General features: G+C 56.3%; 17 protein-coding genes. 13 read left to right on the forward strand and 4 right to left on the reverse strand.

Features of this window, described 5'->3' with window-relative positions; all coding sequences use genetic code 11:
* Positions 1–2: 2 nt before the first annotated feature.
* A complete protein-coding gene (locus FRY98_RS19435) occupies positions 3–2,624 on the forward strand; it encodes a metallophosphoesterase (protein ID WP_148455060.1) in 2,622 nt (873 codons plus the stop codon).
* Between the two features lie 503 nt (positions 2,625–3,127).
* Here FRY98_RS19435 and mscL read toward each other — a convergent pair.
* A complete protein-coding gene (mscL, locus tag FRY98_RS19440) occupies positions 3,128–3,520 on the reverse strand; it encodes a large conductance mechanosensitive channel protein MscL (RefSeq protein ID WP_148455062.1) in 393 nt (130 codons plus the stop codon).
* A 73-nt stretch (positions 3,521–3,593) separates the two neighbouring features.
* On the opposite strand from mscL, the gene FRY98_RS28495 reads away from it, so the two are divergent.
* The 7 genes from FRY98_RS28495 to FRY98_RS19470 all read left to right on the forward strand — a co-directional run bounded on the left by FRY98_RS28495 (position 3,594) and on the right by FRY98_RS19470 (position 9,263).
* Positions 3,594–3,767, forward strand: coding sequence for a hypothetical protein (locus FRY98_RS28495; protein ID WP_170287137.1), 174 nt, complete (start codon positions 3,594–3,596; stop codon positions 3,765–3,767).
* Between the two features lie 273 nt (positions 3,768–4,040).
* Positions 4,041–4,595, forward strand: a complete 555-nt coding sequence (locus tag FRY98_RS19445) for an RNA 2'-phosphotransferase (protein ID WP_148455885.1) — start codon at positions 4,041–4,043, stop codon at positions 4,593–4,595.
* Between the two features lie 59 nt (positions 4,596–4,654).
* Positions 4,655–5,572, forward strand: a complete 918-nt coding sequence (locus FRY98_RS19450) for an ATP-grasp domain-containing protein (protein WP_148455064.1) — start codon at positions 4,655–4,657, stop codon at positions 5,570–5,572.
* Positions 5,573–5,580: 8 nt separating this feature from the next.
* Positions 5,581–6,456: an ADP-ribosylglycohydrolase family protein gene (locus tag FRY98_RS19455; protein ID WP_148455066.1), complete on the forward strand. Its 876-nt coding sequence runs from the start codon at positions 5,581–5,583 to the stop codon at positions 6,454–6,456.
* A gap of 89 nt (positions 6,457–6,545) precedes the next feature.
* A complete protein-coding gene (locus FRY98_RS19460) occupies positions 6,546–7,268 on the forward strand; it encodes a LytR/AlgR family response regulator transcription factor (protein ID WP_148455068.1) in 723 nt (240 codons plus the stop codon).
* The gene (locus FRY98_RS19465) at positions 7,265–8,635 is read left to right on the forward strand and encodes a sensor histidine kinase (RefSeq protein WP_148455070.1); all 1,371 of its coding nucleotides are present in this window, start codon (positions 7,265–7,267) and stop codon (positions 8,633–8,635) included. The genes FRY98_RS19460 and FRY98_RS19465 overlap by 4 nt, the downstream gene beginning before the upstream one ends.
* Before the next feature lie 91 nt (positions 8,636–8,726).
* On the forward strand, positions 8,727–9,263 hold the full coding sequence (locus tag FRY98_RS19470) for a hypothetical protein (RefSeq protein ID WP_148455072.1): 537 nt from the start codon (positions 8,727–8,729) through the stop codon (positions 9,261–9,263).
* Positions 9,264–9,372: 109 nt separating this feature from the next.
* Here the strand turns inward: FRY98_RS19470 and FRY98_RS19475 are convergent, their stop codons facing one another.
* Complete coding sequence (locus FRY98_RS19475; protein WP_148455074.1) at positions 9,373–10,518, reverse strand: DUF4261 domain-containing protein; 1,146 nt, start codon at positions 10,516–10,518, stop codon at positions 9,373–9,375.
* Positions 10,519–10,650: 132 nt separating this feature from the next.
* Here FRY98_RS19475 and FRY98_RS29595 point away from each other — a divergent pair, with 132 nt between their 5' ends.
* Positions 10,651–11,082 (forward strand): hypothetical protein, encoded by a 432-nt coding sequence (locus FRY98_RS29595; RefSeq protein WP_249043469.1) that lies wholly within the window; start codon positions 10,651–10,653, stop codon positions 11,080–11,082.
* Positions 11,083–11,819: 737 nt separating this feature from the next.
* On the opposite strand, the gene FRY98_RS19485 is transcribed toward FRY98_RS29595, so the two are convergent.
* Positions 11,820–12,809 carry a dimethylarginine dimethylaminohydrolase family protein gene (locus tag FRY98_RS19485; RefSeq protein ID WP_148455078.1) on the reverse strand — a complete coding sequence of 330 codons (990 nt, stop codon included), beginning with the start codon at positions 12,807–12,809 and terminating at the stop codon, positions 11,820–11,822.
* 417 nt (positions 12,810–13,226) lie between these two features.
* Here FRY98_RS19485 and FRY98_RS19490 point away from each other — a divergent pair, with 417 nt between their 5' ends.
* Positions 13,227–14,528 (forward strand): GntP family permease, encoded by a 1,302-nt coding sequence (locus FRY98_RS19490; RefSeq protein WP_148455080.1) that lies wholly within the window; start codon positions 13,227–13,229, stop codon positions 14,526–14,528.
* A 21-nt stretch (positions 14,529–14,549) separates the two neighbouring features.
* On the forward strand, positions 14,550–15,686 hold the full coding sequence (locus FRY98_RS19495) for a glycerate kinase family protein (protein WP_148455082.1): 1,137 nt from the start codon (positions 14,550–14,552) through the stop codon (positions 15,684–15,686).
* A gap of 43 nt (positions 15,687–15,729) precedes the next feature.
* Here the strand turns inward: FRY98_RS19495 and FRY98_RS19500 are convergent, their stop codons facing one another.
* On the reverse strand, positions 15,730–16,764 hold the full coding sequence (locus FRY98_RS19500; protein WP_148455084.1) for a CdaR family transcriptional regulator: 1,035 nt from the start codon (positions 16,762–16,764) through the stop codon (positions 15,730–15,732).
* Between the two features lie 281 nt (positions 16,765–17,045).
* Here FRY98_RS19500 and FRY98_RS19505 point away from each other — a divergent pair, with 281 nt between their 5' ends.
* Positions 17,046–17,774 carry an amino acid ABC transporter ATP-binding protein gene (locus tag FRY98_RS19505; RefSeq protein WP_148455086.1) on the forward strand — a complete coding sequence of 243 codons (729 nt, stop codon included), beginning with the start codon at positions 17,046–17,048 and terminating at the stop codon, positions 17,772–17,774.
* Between the two features lie 75 nt (positions 17,775–17,849).
* Positions 17,850–18,653 carry a glutamate ABC transporter substrate-binding protein gene (locus tag FRY98_RS19510; RefSeq protein ID WP_148455088.1) on the forward strand — a complete coding sequence of 268 codons (804 nt, stop codon included), beginning with the start codon at positions 17,850–17,852 and terminating at the stop codon, positions 18,651–18,653.
* Positions 18,654–18,699: the final 46 nt, after the last annotated feature.

An 18,699-nucleotide genomic window follows, 5' to 3' on the forward strand; every position in this document is an offset into this window, starting at 1 on the left:
CCATGGAGATCCGGACGAAGGTTCATACGGTTTTTATGCTGATCGGCTCTACCGAATGCGGCAAAACCACGTTCGCCAAGGAAGTGTTGGTTCCGGGGCTGCGGTTTGAAGATCGGGACAAAAACATCAAGGCCAACGTGCAATATCTGTCCTCCGACCAGATTCGCCAGGAGGTGCTCGGCCATGATTACGACAAGTACGACCAGGTGATGCTGGAGGCCAGCGAGCAGGCGTTTCATCTTCTGTTCGAGCGGTTGAAAATGGCGACTTCTTTTCCGGTCAACGCGGAGTTCGTGGTGGTCGATACCACCGGGTTGTCCGAGGATTTCCGGGCCAAAGTGAAGGATATCGCCTATCGGAACAATTACAATCTGGAAGCGATCGTGTTCGATTACCGGAAGCGGGACGATTACTACGCCTCGGAGCGCTCGAAGAAGCTCATCACCAACCATATCAACCGGCTGAAAAAAGAGGTCCTGGGCTCGCTGGCCCGCGAAGGGTACGACAAAATTCATAAGGTGCGGGCTAAGGATTTTTACCGGTCCGAGGAAGGGAAGGCGAATCCGGAATACCGCGTCGTCATTGAAAATCTGGAGGATTATCTGGGCGGCGTTCTCCCGCAGGATCAGCAGTATATTATCATCGGCGACGTCCATGAATGTGTAGGCGATTTGCAGGGGCTGCTGCGCGACCACGGCTTCGGGCTGGAGGACGGCAGGCTGTCGGCGCCCGAGCGATTGCGGCGGACGAAGATCGTCCTGGTGGGGGACTGGATCGACAAAGGCCGGCAAACGAAGGAGATCATCGAATTCCTTTACGAAAACCGGGAGTATTTCTACTTTGTGCTCGGCAACCATGAAAATTTTGTGGGCAAATATTTGAACGGGGAAATTCAGGGCGCCGATCATGAACTGGTCCGCTCGTATTTCGACTCGATTGAGGTATTGCGCAGCGATGCGGAACTTCTGGAGAAATTCCGGCAACTGGTGTCGCTGTCGAAGCCGTTTTACCGGTATGTCGGGGTCCAAGGTCCTTCGTTTTATGTCACCCATGCGCCGTGCCGGAAAAAATACATCGGGAAGCTGGACACAAACTCGGCGCGGCACCAGCGGAATTTCCGGATCGACCGGGAGGCTCCGCTCGAGGAGCAGCTGGCCTTTCTGGAGGAGGAAGCGGTGTCCAATCATCCGTACCATGTGTTCGGACATATTGCGGCGAAGCAGCCGTTCCGCATCCGCAACAAAATCCATATCGATACCGGCAGCGTTCACGGGAATCAGTTGACTTCGGTCGGCATCTCGTACAAACCGTTCCTGAAGTCCCGCAAGTCCGCCCAGGCGGTCATCGGGGGAGGGGAAGAGCTGAAGACGCTGTTCAAGCGGGAGCGGAAGGTGTCGGTGGCGGACCTGGAAGAGGACGAAATCCGCCGGCTGCATTACTGCTCGCGGCATAAGATCAACTTTATCTCCGGGACGATGTCGCCGGCCGATAAGGACGAAGCGAGCGGCGAGCTGGAGTCTCTGGAGCGCGGACTGGCTTATTTCAGGGACCGCGGCGTGACGCAAGTCGTACTGCAGCCCAAATATATGGGCTCGAGATGCAATGTGTATCTGCATAAGGAGCCGGAGCGTTGCTTTGCCGTCAGCCGGAACGGATACAAGATCAATCAGGTGGACTTGTCGGAGATCTTCGGCAAGCTGCTGCGGAAGTTCGGCGCCTATATGGAGGAGCGTCAGATTGCCATGCTTATGCTGGACGGGGAGCTCCTGCCGTGGAAGGCGCTGGGCGAAGGCCTGATCGAACGGCAGTTTAAGCCGATCGGGGCAGCGCTGGAATCCGAGCTTGCGTTTCTGCGGCATAACGGCTTCGAGCAGGCGTTCGGGAAGCTGCTGGAGGACTATGAAGCGAGCGGCTTTGAGCAGGACCAGTTCCGCGTTTCGAAGTCCGCCCTGAGCGACAAATACGGTCCGAGCGTGTACCAGAACTACAAGCATGTTCATGAGCTCCGCGACACCTATGTCCCGCTGGAAGAACATGTCCAAGCTTACGAGACCTATAAGCGTCAGTTGGAATGGTATGCGGCGGACGGCGAAGGCGAAGTGGAGCTGGAGTTGGAGCTGGAGCTGGAGTACAAACCGTTTGCCCTGCTCAAAATCGTCTACGAGGACGGGCGGGAGCAATTGCCGGATTGGACGACGTCCGACATGTACGGGTTCCTGTCGGAGGACGAAGCGCTGGCGCTGGACTTGTCCGCGCCGGACAGTCTGGAGCAAGCGGAGCGGTACTTCGCCGAACTGACGCTGGAGAAGCATATGGAGGGCGTCGTTATCAAACCGGAGGTGTGGACCGGCGCCACCGTGCCTTACATGAAGGTGCGGAACCCCGAGTACCTGTCCATCATCTACGGCTACGACTACCGGTTCCCGCACAAGTACCGCAAGCTGCTCAAGCAAAAGAACATCAGCCAGAAGCTGCGCGCCTCGCTGAACGAGTACCGGCTCGGGATGAGCCTGCTGGGCGTTCCTTTCGCCGACATCGCCCCCGGGCACGCGGCGTATCAGGAAATCGCCGCCAACCTGCTGTTTGAAGTGGCGCAGGAGAAGGCCATCGATCCGCGGCTGTAATGACGATGCACAAGAGCCTGAACCGCCGGGAGGGGGTTCAGGCTCTTTTTGGGGCATCCGTGCCGCTCTGAATATTATTAACGGGAAAACCTCCCGTTAATTTTCCGCTCTTGGGCGTTGGATTCGAAATAGATGGAAAAGTTCCATCTATTTTACGCCCAACCGCCGAGATACATTGGTTTCGGCTAAATTAGCGGGAGGTTTTCCAGCTAATTCGACTTTGCAGCCCAATAGGCCCAATTTAACGGGAGGAAATCCCGTTAGTTGGGACTATGGCTCCGCAAAACGGGTTAGTCACCTCGTTAACGGGAGGGAGTGCCGCTAGCCGGGATACTTGTCCCGCAAGACGGGGAGTCACTCATGATGATCGGAGGGATTCCCGTTAGCTGGGCGCTGGTACTGGGTACTGGCTACTGGGTGATAATTCATGGCTTCCTGTATCCCCAGCCGGCGCTCCGGCGCCTCCGGATTCATTTGGTTGGCGGCCTGCTCGTTGTTTGGACTTACGCCCCGGTTTGCCCTTGCTGTTTCAACAGATCGCGGATTTCCGCGAGCAGCGCTTCCTCCTTGGACGGTTCGGGCGGGGCTTCCGGCTTCGGCGCCTCTTCCTTCCGTTTGAACCTGTTGAGTCCTTTCACAAACAGGAAAATGGAGAAAGAGATAATGAAGAAATCGATGACGGTCTGCAAAAAAGCGCCGTACAACAATTTCGTTTCCCCGTATTGAAAGATCAGGTCCTTGAAGTCGATGCCGCCCATCAAAATCCCGAATAGGGGCATCAGCATGTCATTGACCAGGGAAGTTACGATTTTTCCGAAAGCGCCCCCGATAATGACCCCGATGGCCAGATCGAGGACATTGCCCTTCAGGGCAAAGGCTTTAAACTCTTTCCACATTCTAGTAAACCCACCTTTTTTCATATATTACAGGCAGTATACCATATAAGGTGTAGGGGAGAAATCCATAGCCATGGCGGAACGGACGGGACGGGGCCTTTGCGAATGTACGGAAGGTGGTGCATACGGCGACCACTGTCTCCTGTTGGAGCTGGGCGGAGGAATAGCGGTCATTTGCGCCGTTATTTTGTCGAATTTGGCTAATCGGAGGAAAATAGCGGCCTTTTGGGCGCTTATTTTGGGGTAAAACGGGCCAAAACCTGATTTTGGGGCCGGTGAGAGGGAAATAAGGCCTTTTTTGACCGCTATTTTGCTCGCGGAGCCGAATTTGGCCGAAATAGCGCCTCAAAAGACCGTTATTTGCGGCGGGGAACGAAAGTGCAGCGGGAGCGGGACGACAAAAAGATCCGCCGCATGACCTTCCGGTTCAGGGGAGTTATAATGCAATCAAGGACAGGTTGGTAGAATCCGCCAACAGAACAATCACAGCACAACCAACAGAACGAAGGGGGTGAACATGATGCTGGATTCAAATTCGGAGAAAGGGCTCAGCAAGCTGATGAGCAAAATGCTCCGCCATACCCCGGAGGAATTCGGCCTTCAACTGAGTCCCGAAGACGGGTCGTGCGCGATGGACACGTTTCTCCAGGCGGTCACGGCCCAGCGGCGGTGGTCCTGGGTACGGCGCGAAGATGTGGAGCAGGTCGTCCGCAACTCCGATAAGCAGCGTTACATCATCGAGAATGACCGCATCCGGGCCAGATACGGCCACAGTCACACTCGGGTGCAGTACGCTCCGGCCGAGCCTCCCGCCGTGTTATACCACGGAACGAACCGGAAGGCGCTCCCGGCCATACTCCAGGAAGGACTTCGCCCGATGACGCGGCAATATGTCCATCTGTCGGAAGGGACGCATTTCGCCACGCTGGCGGGGAGCCGCCGAGGAGAGCTAGTCATCCTCCGGATCAATACGCAAAAAGCGAGGGAGGCGGGCGTGAGCTTTTACTTCGCCGGGAATGAAGTATGGCTGGCCGATCGGATCCCGCCGGGATGCTGCGAAATGGACGGAACCTAGCCGTTCCGCGGACCGCGGCGGATTTTACCCATGACATAACTGCGGAGGTTGTACGGAAAATGAAATTTGTGTTTTGTTCGGACCCTTTGGACGAGAAGGCTCCGGACATGGAGTACTTGCGGGAATATGAAACCGCCCGCGGGCTTGGCGCGGACGTTTATTTGATCTCTTTGGAGGCGCTGCTGGAGGGCGGCGCGGAACGGGCGGTCCGGCGCCTGCCCGTTTTTGAAACGCGGGAAGTGTTTGTATACCGGGGCTGGATGCTGAAGCCGGATGATTACGAGCGCCTTTATCAGGCTCTATCGGACAAGAACGCCATCCTGATCAATTCGCCCGAGGAATACAGGAATGGGCATGAATTCCCTTATGCTTACGAAGCCATTAAGGCGGTGACCCCTTTCAGTATATGGGTTCCCAAGGAGGAGCTAAACGAGGGTTTGACCCCGCTCTTTGAAAAAATGGACGTCTTCGGGAACAAGCCTGTTCTGGTCAAAGACTATGTCAAATCAAGAAAGCACGAGTGGGATGACGCCTGCTTCATTCCGGACGCCTCGGATCGGGAGGGGGTCCGCAGAGTCGCGGAGAATTTCCTCAACCGCCAAGGCACGGATCTTAACGGAGGACTTGTCATCCGGGAGTTTGCGGCTCTCGCCGGACTGGGCGTGCACCCGAAGAGCGGGATGCCGCTGGCCCAGGAGTACCGGTTGTTTTTTCTGGACCATCAAATGATCGCCTGCATGGACTATTGGGATGAAGCGGCTTATGAACACGAAAGCCGGGCTGATTCGACGCTCGCCCCTTTCCTGAAGGTGGCCGAGAGGATCGAGAGCCGTTTTTTCACAATGGACCTGGCCAAGACAGCCGGCGGGGAATGGCTGGTGATCGAGGTGGGCGACGGACAGGTTTCCGGCCTGCCGATTCAGGCGGATGCGGCGTATTTTTATAGAGCAATCATAGAAGGATTGGCGAAGGGGTGAGGGAAGAGATGCGTATCGACAGCAGAATTAAAGGCGGAGTATACGGCGTGGCCGTCGGGGATGCTCTTGGCGGAACGACCGAATTTATGAGTGCCGGCGAAATTCGGGCGCAATACGGGTACTTGCAGCAGATCATCGGGGGCGGAGTTTGGGGGCTCGCGCCCGGAGAAGTCACGGACGACACCATGATGACGTTATGCGTCGCCGAAGGGATTTTGCAAAACCCGGCCGACCCGGAGGAGCAGATCGGGCGTCTTTTTCTGGAGTGGTACCAATCCCGGCCGAAAGATATCGGAAACATTATCCGTCACGTTTTTGAACACTACGAGGACAGTTGGAAGGAGGCCGCTTTCTACGCGCACGTGGATCTCGGGCAAAGCGGCGGGAACGGCTCTCTGATGAGATGCTTGCCCGTAGCTTTGGCCTACAGGGAACCGGCCGATATCGACAAGGTGACGGTGATGCAATCGCGGATGACGCATTATGACCCACGGTGCAATGAAGCCTGCGTCATCTATAACCGGATCGCTTACCGCTTGCTGTGCGGGGAAGAGCTCGGGGACGCCATCCGGCGCGAGGCCGCCGGGACGGAATACGAAGGGTTGATCGAACGGGAGCCCGATTGCGAACCGAGCGGGTTTGTGGTGCATACGTTTCGCTGGGTACTGCATATTTTGCTGACGGCTCCGGATTTCGGCGCCGTAGTCGAGCGGGCCGCCAACCTTGGCGGGGATTCCGACACGATCGGAGCGATCGCGGGCGGACTGGCCGGGATTTATTTCGGTTACGAAGGCATTCCGTCAAAATATACGGAAGCGATCTTGATCAAAGAACGGTTGGAGAGGGTTGCAAGCCGGTTGGCACAGTTAAGAGGTGCGCTGTAAACAATACGGCGAATTTCCTGAATTTCCTAAAATTAGGGCTATGAGATCCGAAATATATATCTAAAGAATATTAGAGATGAGTGACCGGAATGCTATCTATCGCCATTTGCGACGACCAGGCCCTGGATTGCCTCAAGTTTTCGGGAAAGGTTCGCGCTATTTTGCAAGAAGCGGGTGTTGCCCATAACATTAAGCAATTCCTATCGGGGGCGGCTTTAATGGAGTCGGCGTGCGCGTTCGATCTTGTTTTTTTGGACATCAAAATGGAGCGGTTGGACGGATTAACGACCGCCGCCTTGATGAGAAAAAGGAACCGGCCTTTTCTGCTCGTATTTATTACGGCTTACCGGGAATATGTTTACGAGGCCTTCGACGTAGAGGCCTTTCATTATCTCGTCAAGCCTGTCGACGACGGAAAGCTGGCCAAGGTGCTTCTGGCGGCGGTTGATAAATGCTTGAACGGCGAGAGGGAAGAAGGGTATATGGTCGTAACCCGAAACCGGGAGGCCATAAAACTGGCTTTGGACGATGTGATTTACTTTGAAATTAGCGGGCGCGTGATCAAAGCACACTGCAGCAATCGCGTGGTGGAATACTACGATCAGATTGGCGCTTTAGAGGAGAGACTCATCGGGCGGAGCTTTTTTAGATGTCACAAGAGCTTCCTTATTCATCTAAAGCATGTAGTGAGTTTCGACAAACATGAAATTCTGATGGACAACGGGGACAGGGTCTTACTGTCCAAACGCCGATACAAAGAGTTTACGGAAGCGCTTCTGAAATATTTGAAAAAAGAAGGCGGCATGATATGAGCTTCTGGTTCTTCGCCAAATGCCTTGTGTTAGGCCTTTACGGAGTTGGAATTTTCCTTTTTTGCCACAGGGTGCTCGGGACCAAGGGTTCGCCAAGAACAGCGGCCGTCGTGCTGGTCCTGTATGAAATCGGCTTTGATTACTTGCTTCTGAACAGAGTGCTCGGCGTAAATTATTTTGTGGCGGTGACCTGCTCCTGGTTGGGACTGCTGCTGCTGATCCAGCTCTTGTTTAGAGGCAACCCCGCTCAGAAGCTGGCTATAGCTATGGTGTTATACGTCATTCAACAGCTTACCGCGTATGCGGTTGTTCCACTGCTGACACGAAGTGTGGATGTGATGTTTGATCACTATGATGCGGTGACGCCATATTATATCAATTACTGGATCAGCACGCTTCGCTATGTGGTCTGCCTTGCTCTTCTCCATGTCATTTCCCGTCGTTGCTCCGCTTTGGGCGGCAATCTTCCGCACCGAATTTCCGCGCTTCTGCTGCTTCCCATGGCTTTTATCGTGCTGGCGTTGGAATTAGCGGCGTATGTATTCAACACCAAACAGTTTTTTCATCTGCTCTACGTATACAAAGCTGACCCGCTGCCACTGTGGTTTTTCCAGTTTGCCGATCCGGCCGTGCTGTTCCTGCTATCCGGACTTGGCCTTGCGGCAAGCTTGAAGCTCGTCTTCGGGACCGACCACGCGATGGTTCAGCTCATGAACGAGCAGCGCCTGGCCTTGCAGATAGCGCATTATCAGGCTCTGGAGAACCAGCACAAGGAATTGCGGCATATCCGGCACGATATGAAAAATCATGTGATCAGTCTCATGGGTTTGCTGGAAGACCACCGTGTGAACGCCGCCCAAGTCTATTTGAACCGCCTATCCGAAAAAAGCGGGTTGCTGGCGGATTACGCAACAACCGGGAACCCCGTTGCCGATGCGATATTATACGTTAAGGGGCAGGAGGCAAGGGAGCATGGCATCGATTTTCAATGCGACCTGCACGGGCCTGGGCTTTCCGGGATCGCGGATTTTGATCTTAGCGTCATGCTGGGCAATGCGCTGGATAATGCCATAGAGGCTTGCAACCGGATCAAGCAGCCGGACCGGCAGAAATTTGTTCGGATTCAGACCGGGGCCGCCAAGCACTTTTTTATATTGGAAATCAGGAACAGTATGGAATACGCAAGGGACCCGTCCGCGGTTCTATTAACCCGTAAGGTCCCAGCCTCATGGCACGGCATGGGAATGGCCGGCATGAAAGCCATGGTGGAGAAGTATCGGGGGACGATGAATATCGAGTTGCAGCCCGGGGTGTTCTGTCTCTCCCTTATGCTGCCCTTGGCAAACAGGCAGGCCGACCGTTCATGACATGCAGGCGGCCGGTTATGACGGGATGCTTTAGTTTCCTTCCTTTTTCGTCGAACATAATCGTAGATTTTGTTGAAAGGAGGGACTTGGAATGAGTATTTTACCAGCCGGCGTCATGCAGGGATTGATGAGAGCATCCTCTTCCATGAAAATGGCGGATGCGTCCATGGGGGTATATCGTTGGGCGAAAGACAGCAAACAATATGACATCATGGACAGAGCGGCGGGCTATGCCTCCGTCTCCATGAAGGAGGCCGAGGCCCACAGCAAAGAGGCCGGGAAAGCGCTGGAGAAAGACCAGCGGGAGAAGCGGGCTAAGGAAAAAGCGGAGCGCGAAGCGGCGCTTGAGAAGCACCGCCAGGAGGCGGCGGCCGCCCGGGAAGCGGAGATGCGGAGGCAAAACGCAAGCAAGCCGGAGGCCGTGGACAACGGCGGTACCGGACAAGCGGAGCAGAGCCTGCCTGGCGGCCCGTCCTCTACCGAAGGGGGCATGCCGACGGGGGGATGGACGACCGCGCCTGCGGTTCAACCGGCGGCCGTTTCTACGGCATCCGACGTGAAAACCTACACTCCGCAAGGAACGGTACAGTCCGTGTCCGCCGAGCCGAGCATTTCCTTCCGGGTGTGACGGCCGTCCTGGGTCAGCAGACCGTTGCTCGCAAATGAAAAAAACCGCCTTTAAGCGGTTTTTTTCATGCCGATTGCTTCAGGTACCTATCTTTTATCTGAAGTTCACCTCAAAACGGAATCTTCAGGCTTTCCCCTTCCACATAGACCCCTTCCGAGCGGGTGATCGGCAGCTTCTCTTCCTCCGAAAAGCCGATGGTTTCCCCATCCCGCAAAGTGACATTTTGCTCAACGACATAAAGAGAAATATCGATCAAGAAGTCGCGGAGCTCGGCCGGCGTCGTTGGGCTGTCCAGCACCTCGATCTCATCCTTGCCGAAGGCCTTCAGCCCGCAAGTATAACCGCTGAGGCCTTTTTCGCTTCCGACCAGGCCGAAGTGGACCAGGTTCATCAGAGGGACGGTATCCTCGGTTTTCAAGAGCTCCACCATATCCAAATAGAACCGGGGTTCGAACACGGTGCCGGACATGTAGAGGCCGACCGCATTCGGGAGCTTCAGACAGCTGGCGGCCAGCTTCGCGTACAATTTGCCGCTGTCGATCGGAGAGCCCGACTTGCTGAACACGGCGACGATGATCTGAGCGACATGGGTCGCGGTAACCTCGGCCGCCTCCCGCCACAGGTAGTTCCCCTGTGCGTAAAAATCGGCTTCCCCATCCGGAATGGGGGCATCGATAAAACTCAGCGCGAGCATGCAGCCCTCCGCCTCAAAAACGAGAATCCCCTCTTTTTCCCCGGCGGCTTGCGGCTCATCTTCATCGGCCGCGGAGGTGGAGATATTCCAATCCTGCAGGAGATTCGCTTTAATCTGCTCCATATCGCATTCGGTGGAATTCAACAGGACGAAGCCGTTGAAAACCCCCGATTTATCCTCCTCCTGCTTCTGAACCCCATCGGAACTTTCCCCGGCCTGCGCCCGGGCCTGCTCTATTTCGGCCGCCCGCTGCATCCAGTAAGCGCGGATCATCTCCACCATGGCGATGGCGTCCTCCTCGGCGGTAGCGGGGTTGTAAGGCTGCATCTCGCTGAAAATATGACCGCAATGCTCCGTGTCGGCCGGGCTTTCATAGCCGCCGCAGACGCCCAGGAGCCATTTGCCGAGCAGATTCTTCTTGTACTTGAATATGTAATAGTGCATATCGTGGCGGTCGAATTCCCCCGCGATTTCGATTTTGGCCGGCTCCTTCCCGAGCTCGTTTTCGTGCGCCAGCCAATCCACCATGGATTGCAGGGCCGCTTGCCGTTGGGCTGTCATAAATTCCTCTCCCTTGCATGAAAAATAGGTGCTTAAAGGTACATTCTACCAGTCAGCGGGAGCCGCTTCAATAACAGGCGGACGAAACGACGGCTTTAGCTTGACACCATTTTACATATGACGACAAACCTTTTGATGAAATCAAAAGTTTGGTTAAAGAGGGCAGTGCCCGTTACCTTGGCGGGTGGTTCCATCCTGCTGTCCAAGGGAATCGAGCTGTACCAGCTTCCCAAAATCAAGCAGCTTGTGGATTCGGGGAAATACTTCGACCCGGGCCAGGCCATGACCCGCGCCGAACTGGCCGCCATGCTGGCCGGGCGCTCCCGGCCGACGCCGGCGGATGCGGCCGACGCCGGCGGATGCGGCCGACGCGGCGAGCATCCCGGCCTGGGCGGCGCCATCCGTCAAGGCGGCCCTCGGGACGGGCCTGTTGACGGGCGATCCGGACGGCCGCTTCCGTCCGGATCAGGCGGTGACCGGCGCCGAAGCCGCCGTGGCGGTCTACCGGCTGCAGGAGGGCCTAAACCGGTAAGCGGCGTGGCTTACCGGTATTTAAACCCATGAAGGTTTCCTTAGGACATGTAGTTAATGTCTTAAGGAAACCTTTTTCGCTTGGGGGCGGACACCTGGGAGTGAGAATTCCTGCAAATCTGCAGGCTTTTCTCTGGCTGAAGGCCCAATCTGCGCAAATTCCTGCAAATCTGCAGGCTTTTTTAGCGAAATCGTCCCGTTGGGTCCAAATCGCTAAAAATTCCTGCATTTTTGCATTTATTTCGCTTCGGGCCCTCCAAGAGGGGAAAAATTCCTGCACATTTGCATCTTTTTGCTCGACCGTATCGACACGTCTTCACCTCGCCAGCCTACCCGCCCTACCTGATCACCCGCTCAACCTGACCACCCTACGCACCTGATCAGCCCGCCCGACCAGACCAGCCTAACGAATCTGACCAACCCGCTCAACCTGACCAGCCTACGAACGTGATCAACCCGCTCAACCTGACCACCCTACGCACCTGATCAGCCCGCCCGACCAGACCAGCCTAACGAATCTGACCAACCCGCTCAACCTGACTAGCCTAACGAACCTGATCAACCCGCCCGCTCAACCCGCTCAACCCGCTCAACCCGCTCAACTCGCCCAACCTCCCCTACATCCCTTACATCCCCCTATCTACTTACTCTACCTTACCTATCTTACCTACCTAATCTTACCTACCTAATCTTACCTACCTACTTCCCCCACCTTACCCACCCTTCATCTCGGTTGCCCGCCTAACCGGCATGATCACGCCGGATCGGCTCTACTCCACGGCCGCCCGGATCAGCGGCAGGGTGCAGCAGTGAATACCGCCGCCCATTTTGGTGATCTCGGACACCTCCACCGGGATGACCTCGATGCCGTGCCGCGACAGCAGGTCCATCGTGTAGGCGCCGTCGGCGGAAAACAGCAGCTTGCTGGGCGAGAGGGCCAGCGCATTGATCGTGAGCGAGGGGTCCCGCGGGTCGACATGGAACAGCTCGATGTGCCGCCGATTCAGCTCGTGCAGGAACCAATAGGGCAGGAGGGAGATATTCACCAGCGCCTTGTTCCGGTCGATCATCAAAAAGGCCTCGTCGAGATGGATTATCGAAGCCGGCAGGTCGACCGTAAGCAGCTCGATCTCCTGCAGCGCCAAAATCTGCCGAAGCTGGTGGATGCCTTCGGGATTCACGCGCTCCGAACGGCCGATTACGGCGGTACGCCGGTCCAGCATGATGAAGCTCCCGCCCTCGGCGAAGCCGTGCCCCTGAACGCTCCCGAGGAGCGGCATGCCTATCCGGCTGAGGGTTTGCGCGGCCAGGCGGGTCTCGCCGTAGCGGATATATAACGCGAAGCGGGATAGCACCACCCCGCCGGGGATGACCATTCCGAGATCCCGGGTAAACATGGCTTCCGGCCAGGCATCCGCGGGACCCTCCAGGGGAACGACCCGGACGCCTTCTTTTTCCAGGGCCGAGGTTAATCCGTCATGCTGGCGCTGAAGGAGGTCCAGGTTCGGTGGGCCCCCGCTGCCGTCCTGGCTCCCCCTGCCCCGGATCCGATTCAGCAGGAGCGGCCCGGACTCGATCCGTCCGGCCGCCCCGTGCAGTTTCAAAACTTCTTCGCCCGGGCGGTGCATGAGGATCCGATCGATTCGCCCGACCGGATTATCCGTACCCCAAGGCTGCCCCCAGATCGACGCCAGGAGTTTACGGTCGTGGAACGGTTCTTTCACCAACTTGCGCGACATTACCGGAAAAGGGGATGACATGGGCAGGACTCCTTTGGCACAAAATGGACGAGGCAGGGTCTTCTAATCATCAGCTTTCCCGCCAACCCGAAAATATAACAGGGAAGATGGCCGGGGCTAAAGGGCCGGGTGAGGCTGGTGCAATGCGATCGTCAAATTTGGAGCGTGAAAATAAAGTTTTTTATGACTTGTGCATATGCACAAAATTATTCAGAGTTTCATCAATTGTTCTAAGGCGGCGATGCTCTTATACTGAAAGCGTATCCAAATGAAAGGGCTTCACGACGATAGATGAAAGGGGTTGCAAAACGAAGCGCATAGAGACGGCATGCATGAATTCGGCAACCAGCACATGTGAAACTTACCACAAGAACCAATAGAGAAGCCGGAAATAGCGAAAACCGGATAAAAGAACAAAAACGGCAAGGAGGAACTATCATGGCAACCGCAATTGAGATTAGCTGGATTGGCGCGTTGATCGGTTTGGCGCTGGCCATTATATTGATTTTGTTAAAGCTCGCACCCACGTATTCGTTGATTTTGGGGGCGATTGTAGGCGCTTTTATCGGCGGGGCGGACTTTGCGGAAGCCGTCGGCATCCTGATTTCCGGAACCCAAAGCGTGATGGGCACGGTCGTCCGGATCATCGCGGCCGGCGTGTTCGCAGGGGTGATGATGGAGTCGGGGGCGGCGGAGACGATCGCCAAGGTCATTGTGGACAAGCTGGGGGGAACGAAAGCCATGCTGTCGCTGGCCTTGGCCACGATGATCATTACCGCCGTCGGGGTCTTTATTCCCGTAGCGGTGCTGATCGTCGCCCCGATCGCTCTGTCGGTCGGTCATAAAATGGGCTATTCCAAAGTGGCCATGCTGGTCGCTTTATCGGGTGGCGGCAAGGCGGGGAACATCATTTCCCCGAACCCGAACACGATTGCGGCGGCCGGCGGCTTCAAGCTGGATGTGAACCAGGTTATGATCGGCGGATTGGTCCCGGCGCTCTTCGGAGTGGCCGTGGCGGTCATTTTGGCCTCCGTGATGAAATATAAAGGAACCAAGGTGACGGATGCCGAAGTGGCCGAGCTGGAAAAAGCGAATGCAGCGCAGCTGCCCGCTTTGTCAAAAGCTTTGGTCGCCCCGCTCATCGCGATCGTGCTGCTTATGATCAGTCCGATCGGCTCGATGCTGGGGATCGACGCTCTCGCTTCCTTAAAAATCGATTCCTTGTTCATTCTCCCCTTTGCGGGGATCATCGGAACGTTGGCATTGGGCAAGCGCACTAAAATTTTGGACTACTGCGGGGCCGGTTTGAACCGGATGACCCCCACGATTCTGATCATCATCGGCGCCGGGGCCATCGGCGGCCTGATTACCGCTTCGACTTTGCCGGCACAAGTGGTGGCGCTGGTCGAATCCTCGGGAATTTCGGGCACCTTCCTGGCTCCGATCGCCGGCGTACTGATGGCTGCGGCCACCGCGTCGACGTCCACCGGCGTCATTTTGGCGACAGGGTCGTTCTCGCACGCGATTTTGAATACCGGCGTAGCGCCTTTATCGGCCGCGGTCATGACCCATGCCGGGGCGACGGTCATCGACCATCTGCCGCACGGCACGTACTTCCACGTGACCCGGGGCGCGATGAACATGAGCATGAAAGACAGAATGAAGGTCGCCCTTTACGAAAGTATGGTCGGTTTGACGATGACGATTGTAGCGGTTGTGCTTTACGGATTTATGATATAAAAAGACAAGGGAGTGGACGCGATGGGAACCAAATTTGTACTGGCACCGGATTCGTTTAAAGAAAGCATGACGGCAAAAGAAGTGTGCGAGGCGATGGAAGCGGGGATCAAAAGAGCGATTCCCGACGCGGAGTGCATTCATGTCCCCATGGCGGACGGCGGAGAAGGCACCGTCCAGTCTCTGATCGACGCTACCGGCGGCACCTTGATTCAGAAGGAGGTGACCGGCCCGCTCGGTACCCCGGTGCTTGCGCAATACGGCATTTTGGGCGACGGAAAGACAGGGGTCATTGAGATGGCGTCCGCCAGCGGCATTCACCATGTGACCAAGGAGACGAAAAACCCGCTGATCACGACCACCTACGGGACAGGAGAACTCATTCGGGATTGCCTCGAAAGAGGCATTACGGAAATTATCCTCGGCATCGGCGGAAGCGCTACGAACGATGGCGGCACGGGGATGGCGGCGGCGCTCGGGTACCGGTTTCTGGACAAATCCGGCGAGGAACTGCCGCTCGGCGGGGGATTCCTGGGCGAACTGGAACGCATCGATGCGTCCGGGGTGCTCCAGGGACTCCAGGACCTTCGCATTCTGGTCGCTTCCGATGTAACGAACCCGCTTTGCGGGGAACGCGGCGCCTCGGTGGTGTTCGGTCCGCAAAAAGGAGCCACCCCGAAAATGGTGGAGGTCCTTGACCGGAATTTGTGGCATTACAGCCGAATCGTCAAAGAGCAGCTCGGAATCGAGGTGGCGGACGTTCCCGGAGCGGGGGCCGCAGGCGGGCTGGGGGCCGGGCTTCTCGCTTTCACCAAGGCCACGATGAAGAAAGGCATCGAAATCATGATCGAATATACCGGCTTGAAAGAAAAACTCCGGCAGGCGGACTACTGCTTTACGGGCGAGGGCGGCATCGACTTCCAAACCAAGTTCGGCAAAGCGCCTTACGGTGTGGCCCAGGCCGCCAAAAGCGTGAATCCCCGGCTGAAGGTGATCGCCCTGGCCGGGTATGTGGGTCAAGATGTGGAGACGTTGTACGAGGAAGGGTTTGACGCCATTTTCGGCATCGTGCCCGGAGCCTCCGATCTCGAAAGCCTGCTTGCGCGGGGCCAAGAAAATGTGGCCCGTACGGCGGAAAGCATCGCCCGCTTGTTAAAATAGAACTCATAAAAAAGGACGTCCACCGAATCCGGCGGACGTCCTCTTATTTTGCCCGGTAAACCAGCATGAACAACAGCTCCACAAGCTCCAGCAGGTTCTTCGGATCTTTCCCCGTTGTTTTATGGATCCGGCTTAACCGGTAATTCAGCGTATTGCGGTGGATGATGAGCCGGCCCGCCGTTTCATTGGCATTCAGGTTGCACTGAAGGTAGACCTGGAGCGTTCGGATCAGCTCTTCGTTCTTCTCGAGCAAATGAGCGAGCCTTTCGGCTTTGGGGTCGTTCTTCTGCTTTTGCAGCTTCGCCATATCCGCGATGAATTCGCACTCGGCGTAGGCCAGTCTTTTTCGCTGAAAAAAGACCCCCTTCAGCACGCGCATCGCCGCCCTCGCCTGGCTGTACCCGGCTGCGACCGTCTCGTTGCGGTGGCTGACGGTCATAAACGCCTCCGGATACAAGTCCGCGATCCGTTCCTGGAGCGCCTCCACCGGTCCATCCTCCTGTATGACGAGGCAGAGCGAGTGGCCGGACGGCTTGAAGGAAGGGAGATCGGCGACCGGCTCTTCGGCCATCTCATCCGGCGCTTCCATATATATGATCCGGGAAGGCTTCGCCAACTGAATCCCGTATACCGAGGCCTGCTCCGCCAGTTCCTTGGTATAGGCGGTTTCCGGATCGGTGATGACCTGAAAAAACTCCTGCTTGAGGGCGTTTTTCAGGTTTTCCCGCTCGAGGGCCATACTCTGCTCAATGAGCAGGATCACCGCGGAACGCAAAAGATTCCCGAACGGCCTCGTTTCCGCGACCTCGCCGCTGATTCCCACCACGCCGACAATGCGGCCGTTCAATTCGATCGGCAGGTTGATGCCTTTTTTGACGAATCGCTCGTCCTTCGTAATATCGACGCCTTTCTTTTGCCGAATCGCCTCTACCGCTCCATGATGCAGGGTGCCGATCCGTTCCTTGTTCCCGCTGCCGATGATCCTGCCCGTATGATCCATAATGTTGATGTTATACGGAATGTCCTTCATCATCCTGTCCACAATGTTTTGAGCCTGAACCGGCGTTAATTCATACATCGCTTCGTCCCCTTCGTAATTTCCCTGGTTCGATTGTAAACATGCGGCCCGAACTTTTCAATGAACCGTGCCGGGGAGACATAAACCTCCCATAAGGCGTTATTGCCAGCGCTTTCTCCTCGACTTATCACCCTCATAATAAACGGTTATCACAATTTTTAACGGATTTTTTCGTAGGATGGCGTAGGATTCCGTAGTCGTTCCTGTACGGTGAGTTTACTACGTAACAAATCATAACATCGGTCCAGGCAGTGACGGATTTTAGAAGGGAGGGACTCAAATTGATCCAATTTCATCAGGTAGAGAAGCACTACGGGCATTTTCACGTGTTAAAAAACATCAATTTGTCCGTGGAGGAAGGGGAAGTGGTTGTGGTCGTGGGCCCCTCCGGCTCGGGAAAAAGCACGATGCTGCGCTGCATCAACCGGCTGGAGACGATTACGAGCGGCCTGCTGACGGTAAACGGGGTACAGATCCATGACCGAAAGATCGACATCAATCGCGTCAGACGGGATATCGGTATGGTATTTCAGCATTTTAACCTGTACCCCCATAAGAAAGTCATCGATAACATCACCCTGGCACCGATCAAAGTGCTGGGCCTGTCCAAAGCGGAGGCGGCCGATACGGCGATGTATTACCTGGAGAAGGTAGGCATCGCCGACAAAGCGAACGCCTATCCGTCCCAGCTTTCCGGCGGTCAGCAGCAGCGGGTGGCGATCGCCCGGGGACTGGCGATGAAGCCGAAGATCATGCTGTTCGACGAGCCGACTTCGGCGCTCGATCCGGAGATGGTCGGCGAGGTGCTGGACGTGATGAAGGCGCTGGCGCGCGAGGGAATGACGATGGTCGTCGTGACCCATGAAATGGGCTTCGCCCGCGAGGTGGCGGACCGGGTCGTCTTCATGGACCAGGGGCAAATCCTCGAGGAGAGCGAGCCGGGGGCGTTTTTCGACCGGCCGCAGGAAGAGCGGCTGAAGACGTTCCTCGGCCGGCTGCTGAGCCACTAACATCGGGCTTTGCCCCCCCGCCGGCGGAGTTTGCAGGCGGAGACGCTATTTTGATGATAAAGGAGAGGGAATTTCATGAGAAAACATTGGAAAATGATCTCGCTCGGCCTGGCGGCGTGCTTGATGATGACCGTTCTGGCCGGCTGCGGCGGCAAAAAGGAAGAGGGCGGGCTCGCCGCCATTAAAGAGCGGGGCAAACTGGTTGTCGGGGTGAAGTTCGACACCAAGCTGTTCGGTCTGAAAGACCCGTCCTCCGGGAATGTGGAGGGATTCGACATCGACATCTCCAAGGAGCTGGCCAAGCGGATTTTGGGCGACGGAAGCAAGGTGGAGTTTAAGGAAGTGACGTCCAAGACGCGGATTCCGATGCTCAATAACGGGGAAATCGACATGGTGGTGGCCACGATGACGATCACCGAGGAGCGGAAGAAGGAAGTGGATTTTTCGGACGTGTATTTTCAAGCCGGACAGTCGCTGCTGGTGAAGAAGGGGAGCCCGATCCGGGGGATTGAGGACGTGACCGCGGAAACCAAGGTAATGAGCTCCAAGGGCGCCACCTCCGTGAAAAATATCAAGGAAAAGGTGCCCGGCGTCACGGTTCTGGAATTCGACAATTACCAGGATGCCTTCAGCGCGCTGAAAGCGGGGCAGGGCGATGCGCTGACGACGGACGACGCGATTCTGTACGGCATGGCGGCGCAGGACCCGAATTTTGAGGTCGTCGGGAAACCGTTCACCGATGAGCCGTACGGGATTGCCTTCCGCAAGGGCAACGCCGAACTGGTGCAAGCGGTCAATGACGCGCTGAAAGCGATGCGGGAGAGCGGAGAGTACGATGCGATTTACGAGAAATGGATCGGGAAGAAGCCTGCGGAATAGGCAAATTTAACGAAAGGATGGGCGGGAGCGGGGTGGCCGGGATTTA

It is taken from the genome of Paenibacillus faecis (genome assembly GCF_008084145.1).
Lineage (GTDB): Bacteria > Bacillota > Bacilli > Paenibacillales > Paenibacillaceae > Fontibacillus > Fontibacillus faecis.

Bases quoted from the DNA above. Each gene is read 5' to 3' on its own strand.
- FRY98_RS19445 (WP_148455885.1), top strand. From the start codon at position 4,041: ATGCTGGATTCAAATTCGGAGAAAGGGCTCAGCAAGCTGATGAGCAAA.
- FRY98_RS28495 (WP_170287137.1), top strand. From the start codon at position 3,594: ATGGCGGAACGGACGGGACGGGGCCTTTGCGAATGTACGGAAGGTGGT.
- FRY98_RS19470 (WP_148455072.1), top strand. From the start codon at position 8,727: ATGAGTATTTTACCAGCCGGCGTCATGCAGGGATTGATGAGAGCATCC.
- FRY98_RS19475 (WP_148455074.1), bottom strand. From the start codon at position 10,518: ATGACAGCCCAACGGCAAGCGGCCCTGCAATCCATGGTGGATTGGCTG.
- FRY98_RS19495 (WP_148455082.1), top strand. From the start codon at position 14,550: ATGGGAACCAAATTTGTACTGGCACCGGATTCGTTTAAAGAAAGCATG.
- FRY98_RS19455 (WP_148455066.1), top strand. From the start codon at position 5,581: ATGCGTATCGACAGCAGAATTAAAGGCGGAGTATACGGCGTGGCCGTC.
- FRY98_RS19460 (WP_148455068.1), top strand. From the start codon at position 6,546: ATGCTATCTATCGCCATTTGCGACGACCAGGCCCTGGATTGCCTCAAG.
- FRY98_RS19490 (WP_148455080.1), top strand. From the start codon at position 13,227: ATGGCAACCGCAATTGAGATTAGCTGGATTGGCGCGTTGATCGGTTTG.
- FRY98_RS19510 (WP_148455088.1), top strand. From the start codon at position 17,850: ATGAGAAAACATTGGAAAATGATCTCGCTCGGCCTGGCGGCGTGCTTG.
- FRY98_RS19500 (WP_148455084.1), bottom strand. From the start codon at position 16,764: ATGTATGAATTAACGCCGGTTCAGGCTCAAAACATTGTGGACAGGATG.
- mscL (WP_148455062.1), bottom strand. From the start codon at position 3,520: ATGTGGAAAGAGTTTAAAGCCTTTGCCCTGAAGGGCAATGTCCTCGAT.
- FRY98_RS19435 (WP_148455060.1), top strand. From the start codon at position 3: ATGGAGATCCGGACGAAGGTTCATACGGTTTTTATGCTGATCGGCTCT.
- FRY98_RS19485 (WP_148455078.1), bottom strand. From the start codon at position 12,809: ATGTCATCCCCTTTTCCGGTAATGTCGCGCAAGTTGGTGAAAGAACCG.
- FRY98_RS19450 (WP_148455064.1), top strand. From the start codon at position 4,655: ATGAAATTTGTGTTTTGTTCGGACCCTTTGGACGAGAAGGCTCCGGAC.
- FRY98_RS19465 (WP_148455070.1), top strand. From the start codon at position 7,265: ATGAGCTTCTGGTTCTTCGCCAAATGCCTTGTGTTAGGCCTTTACGGA.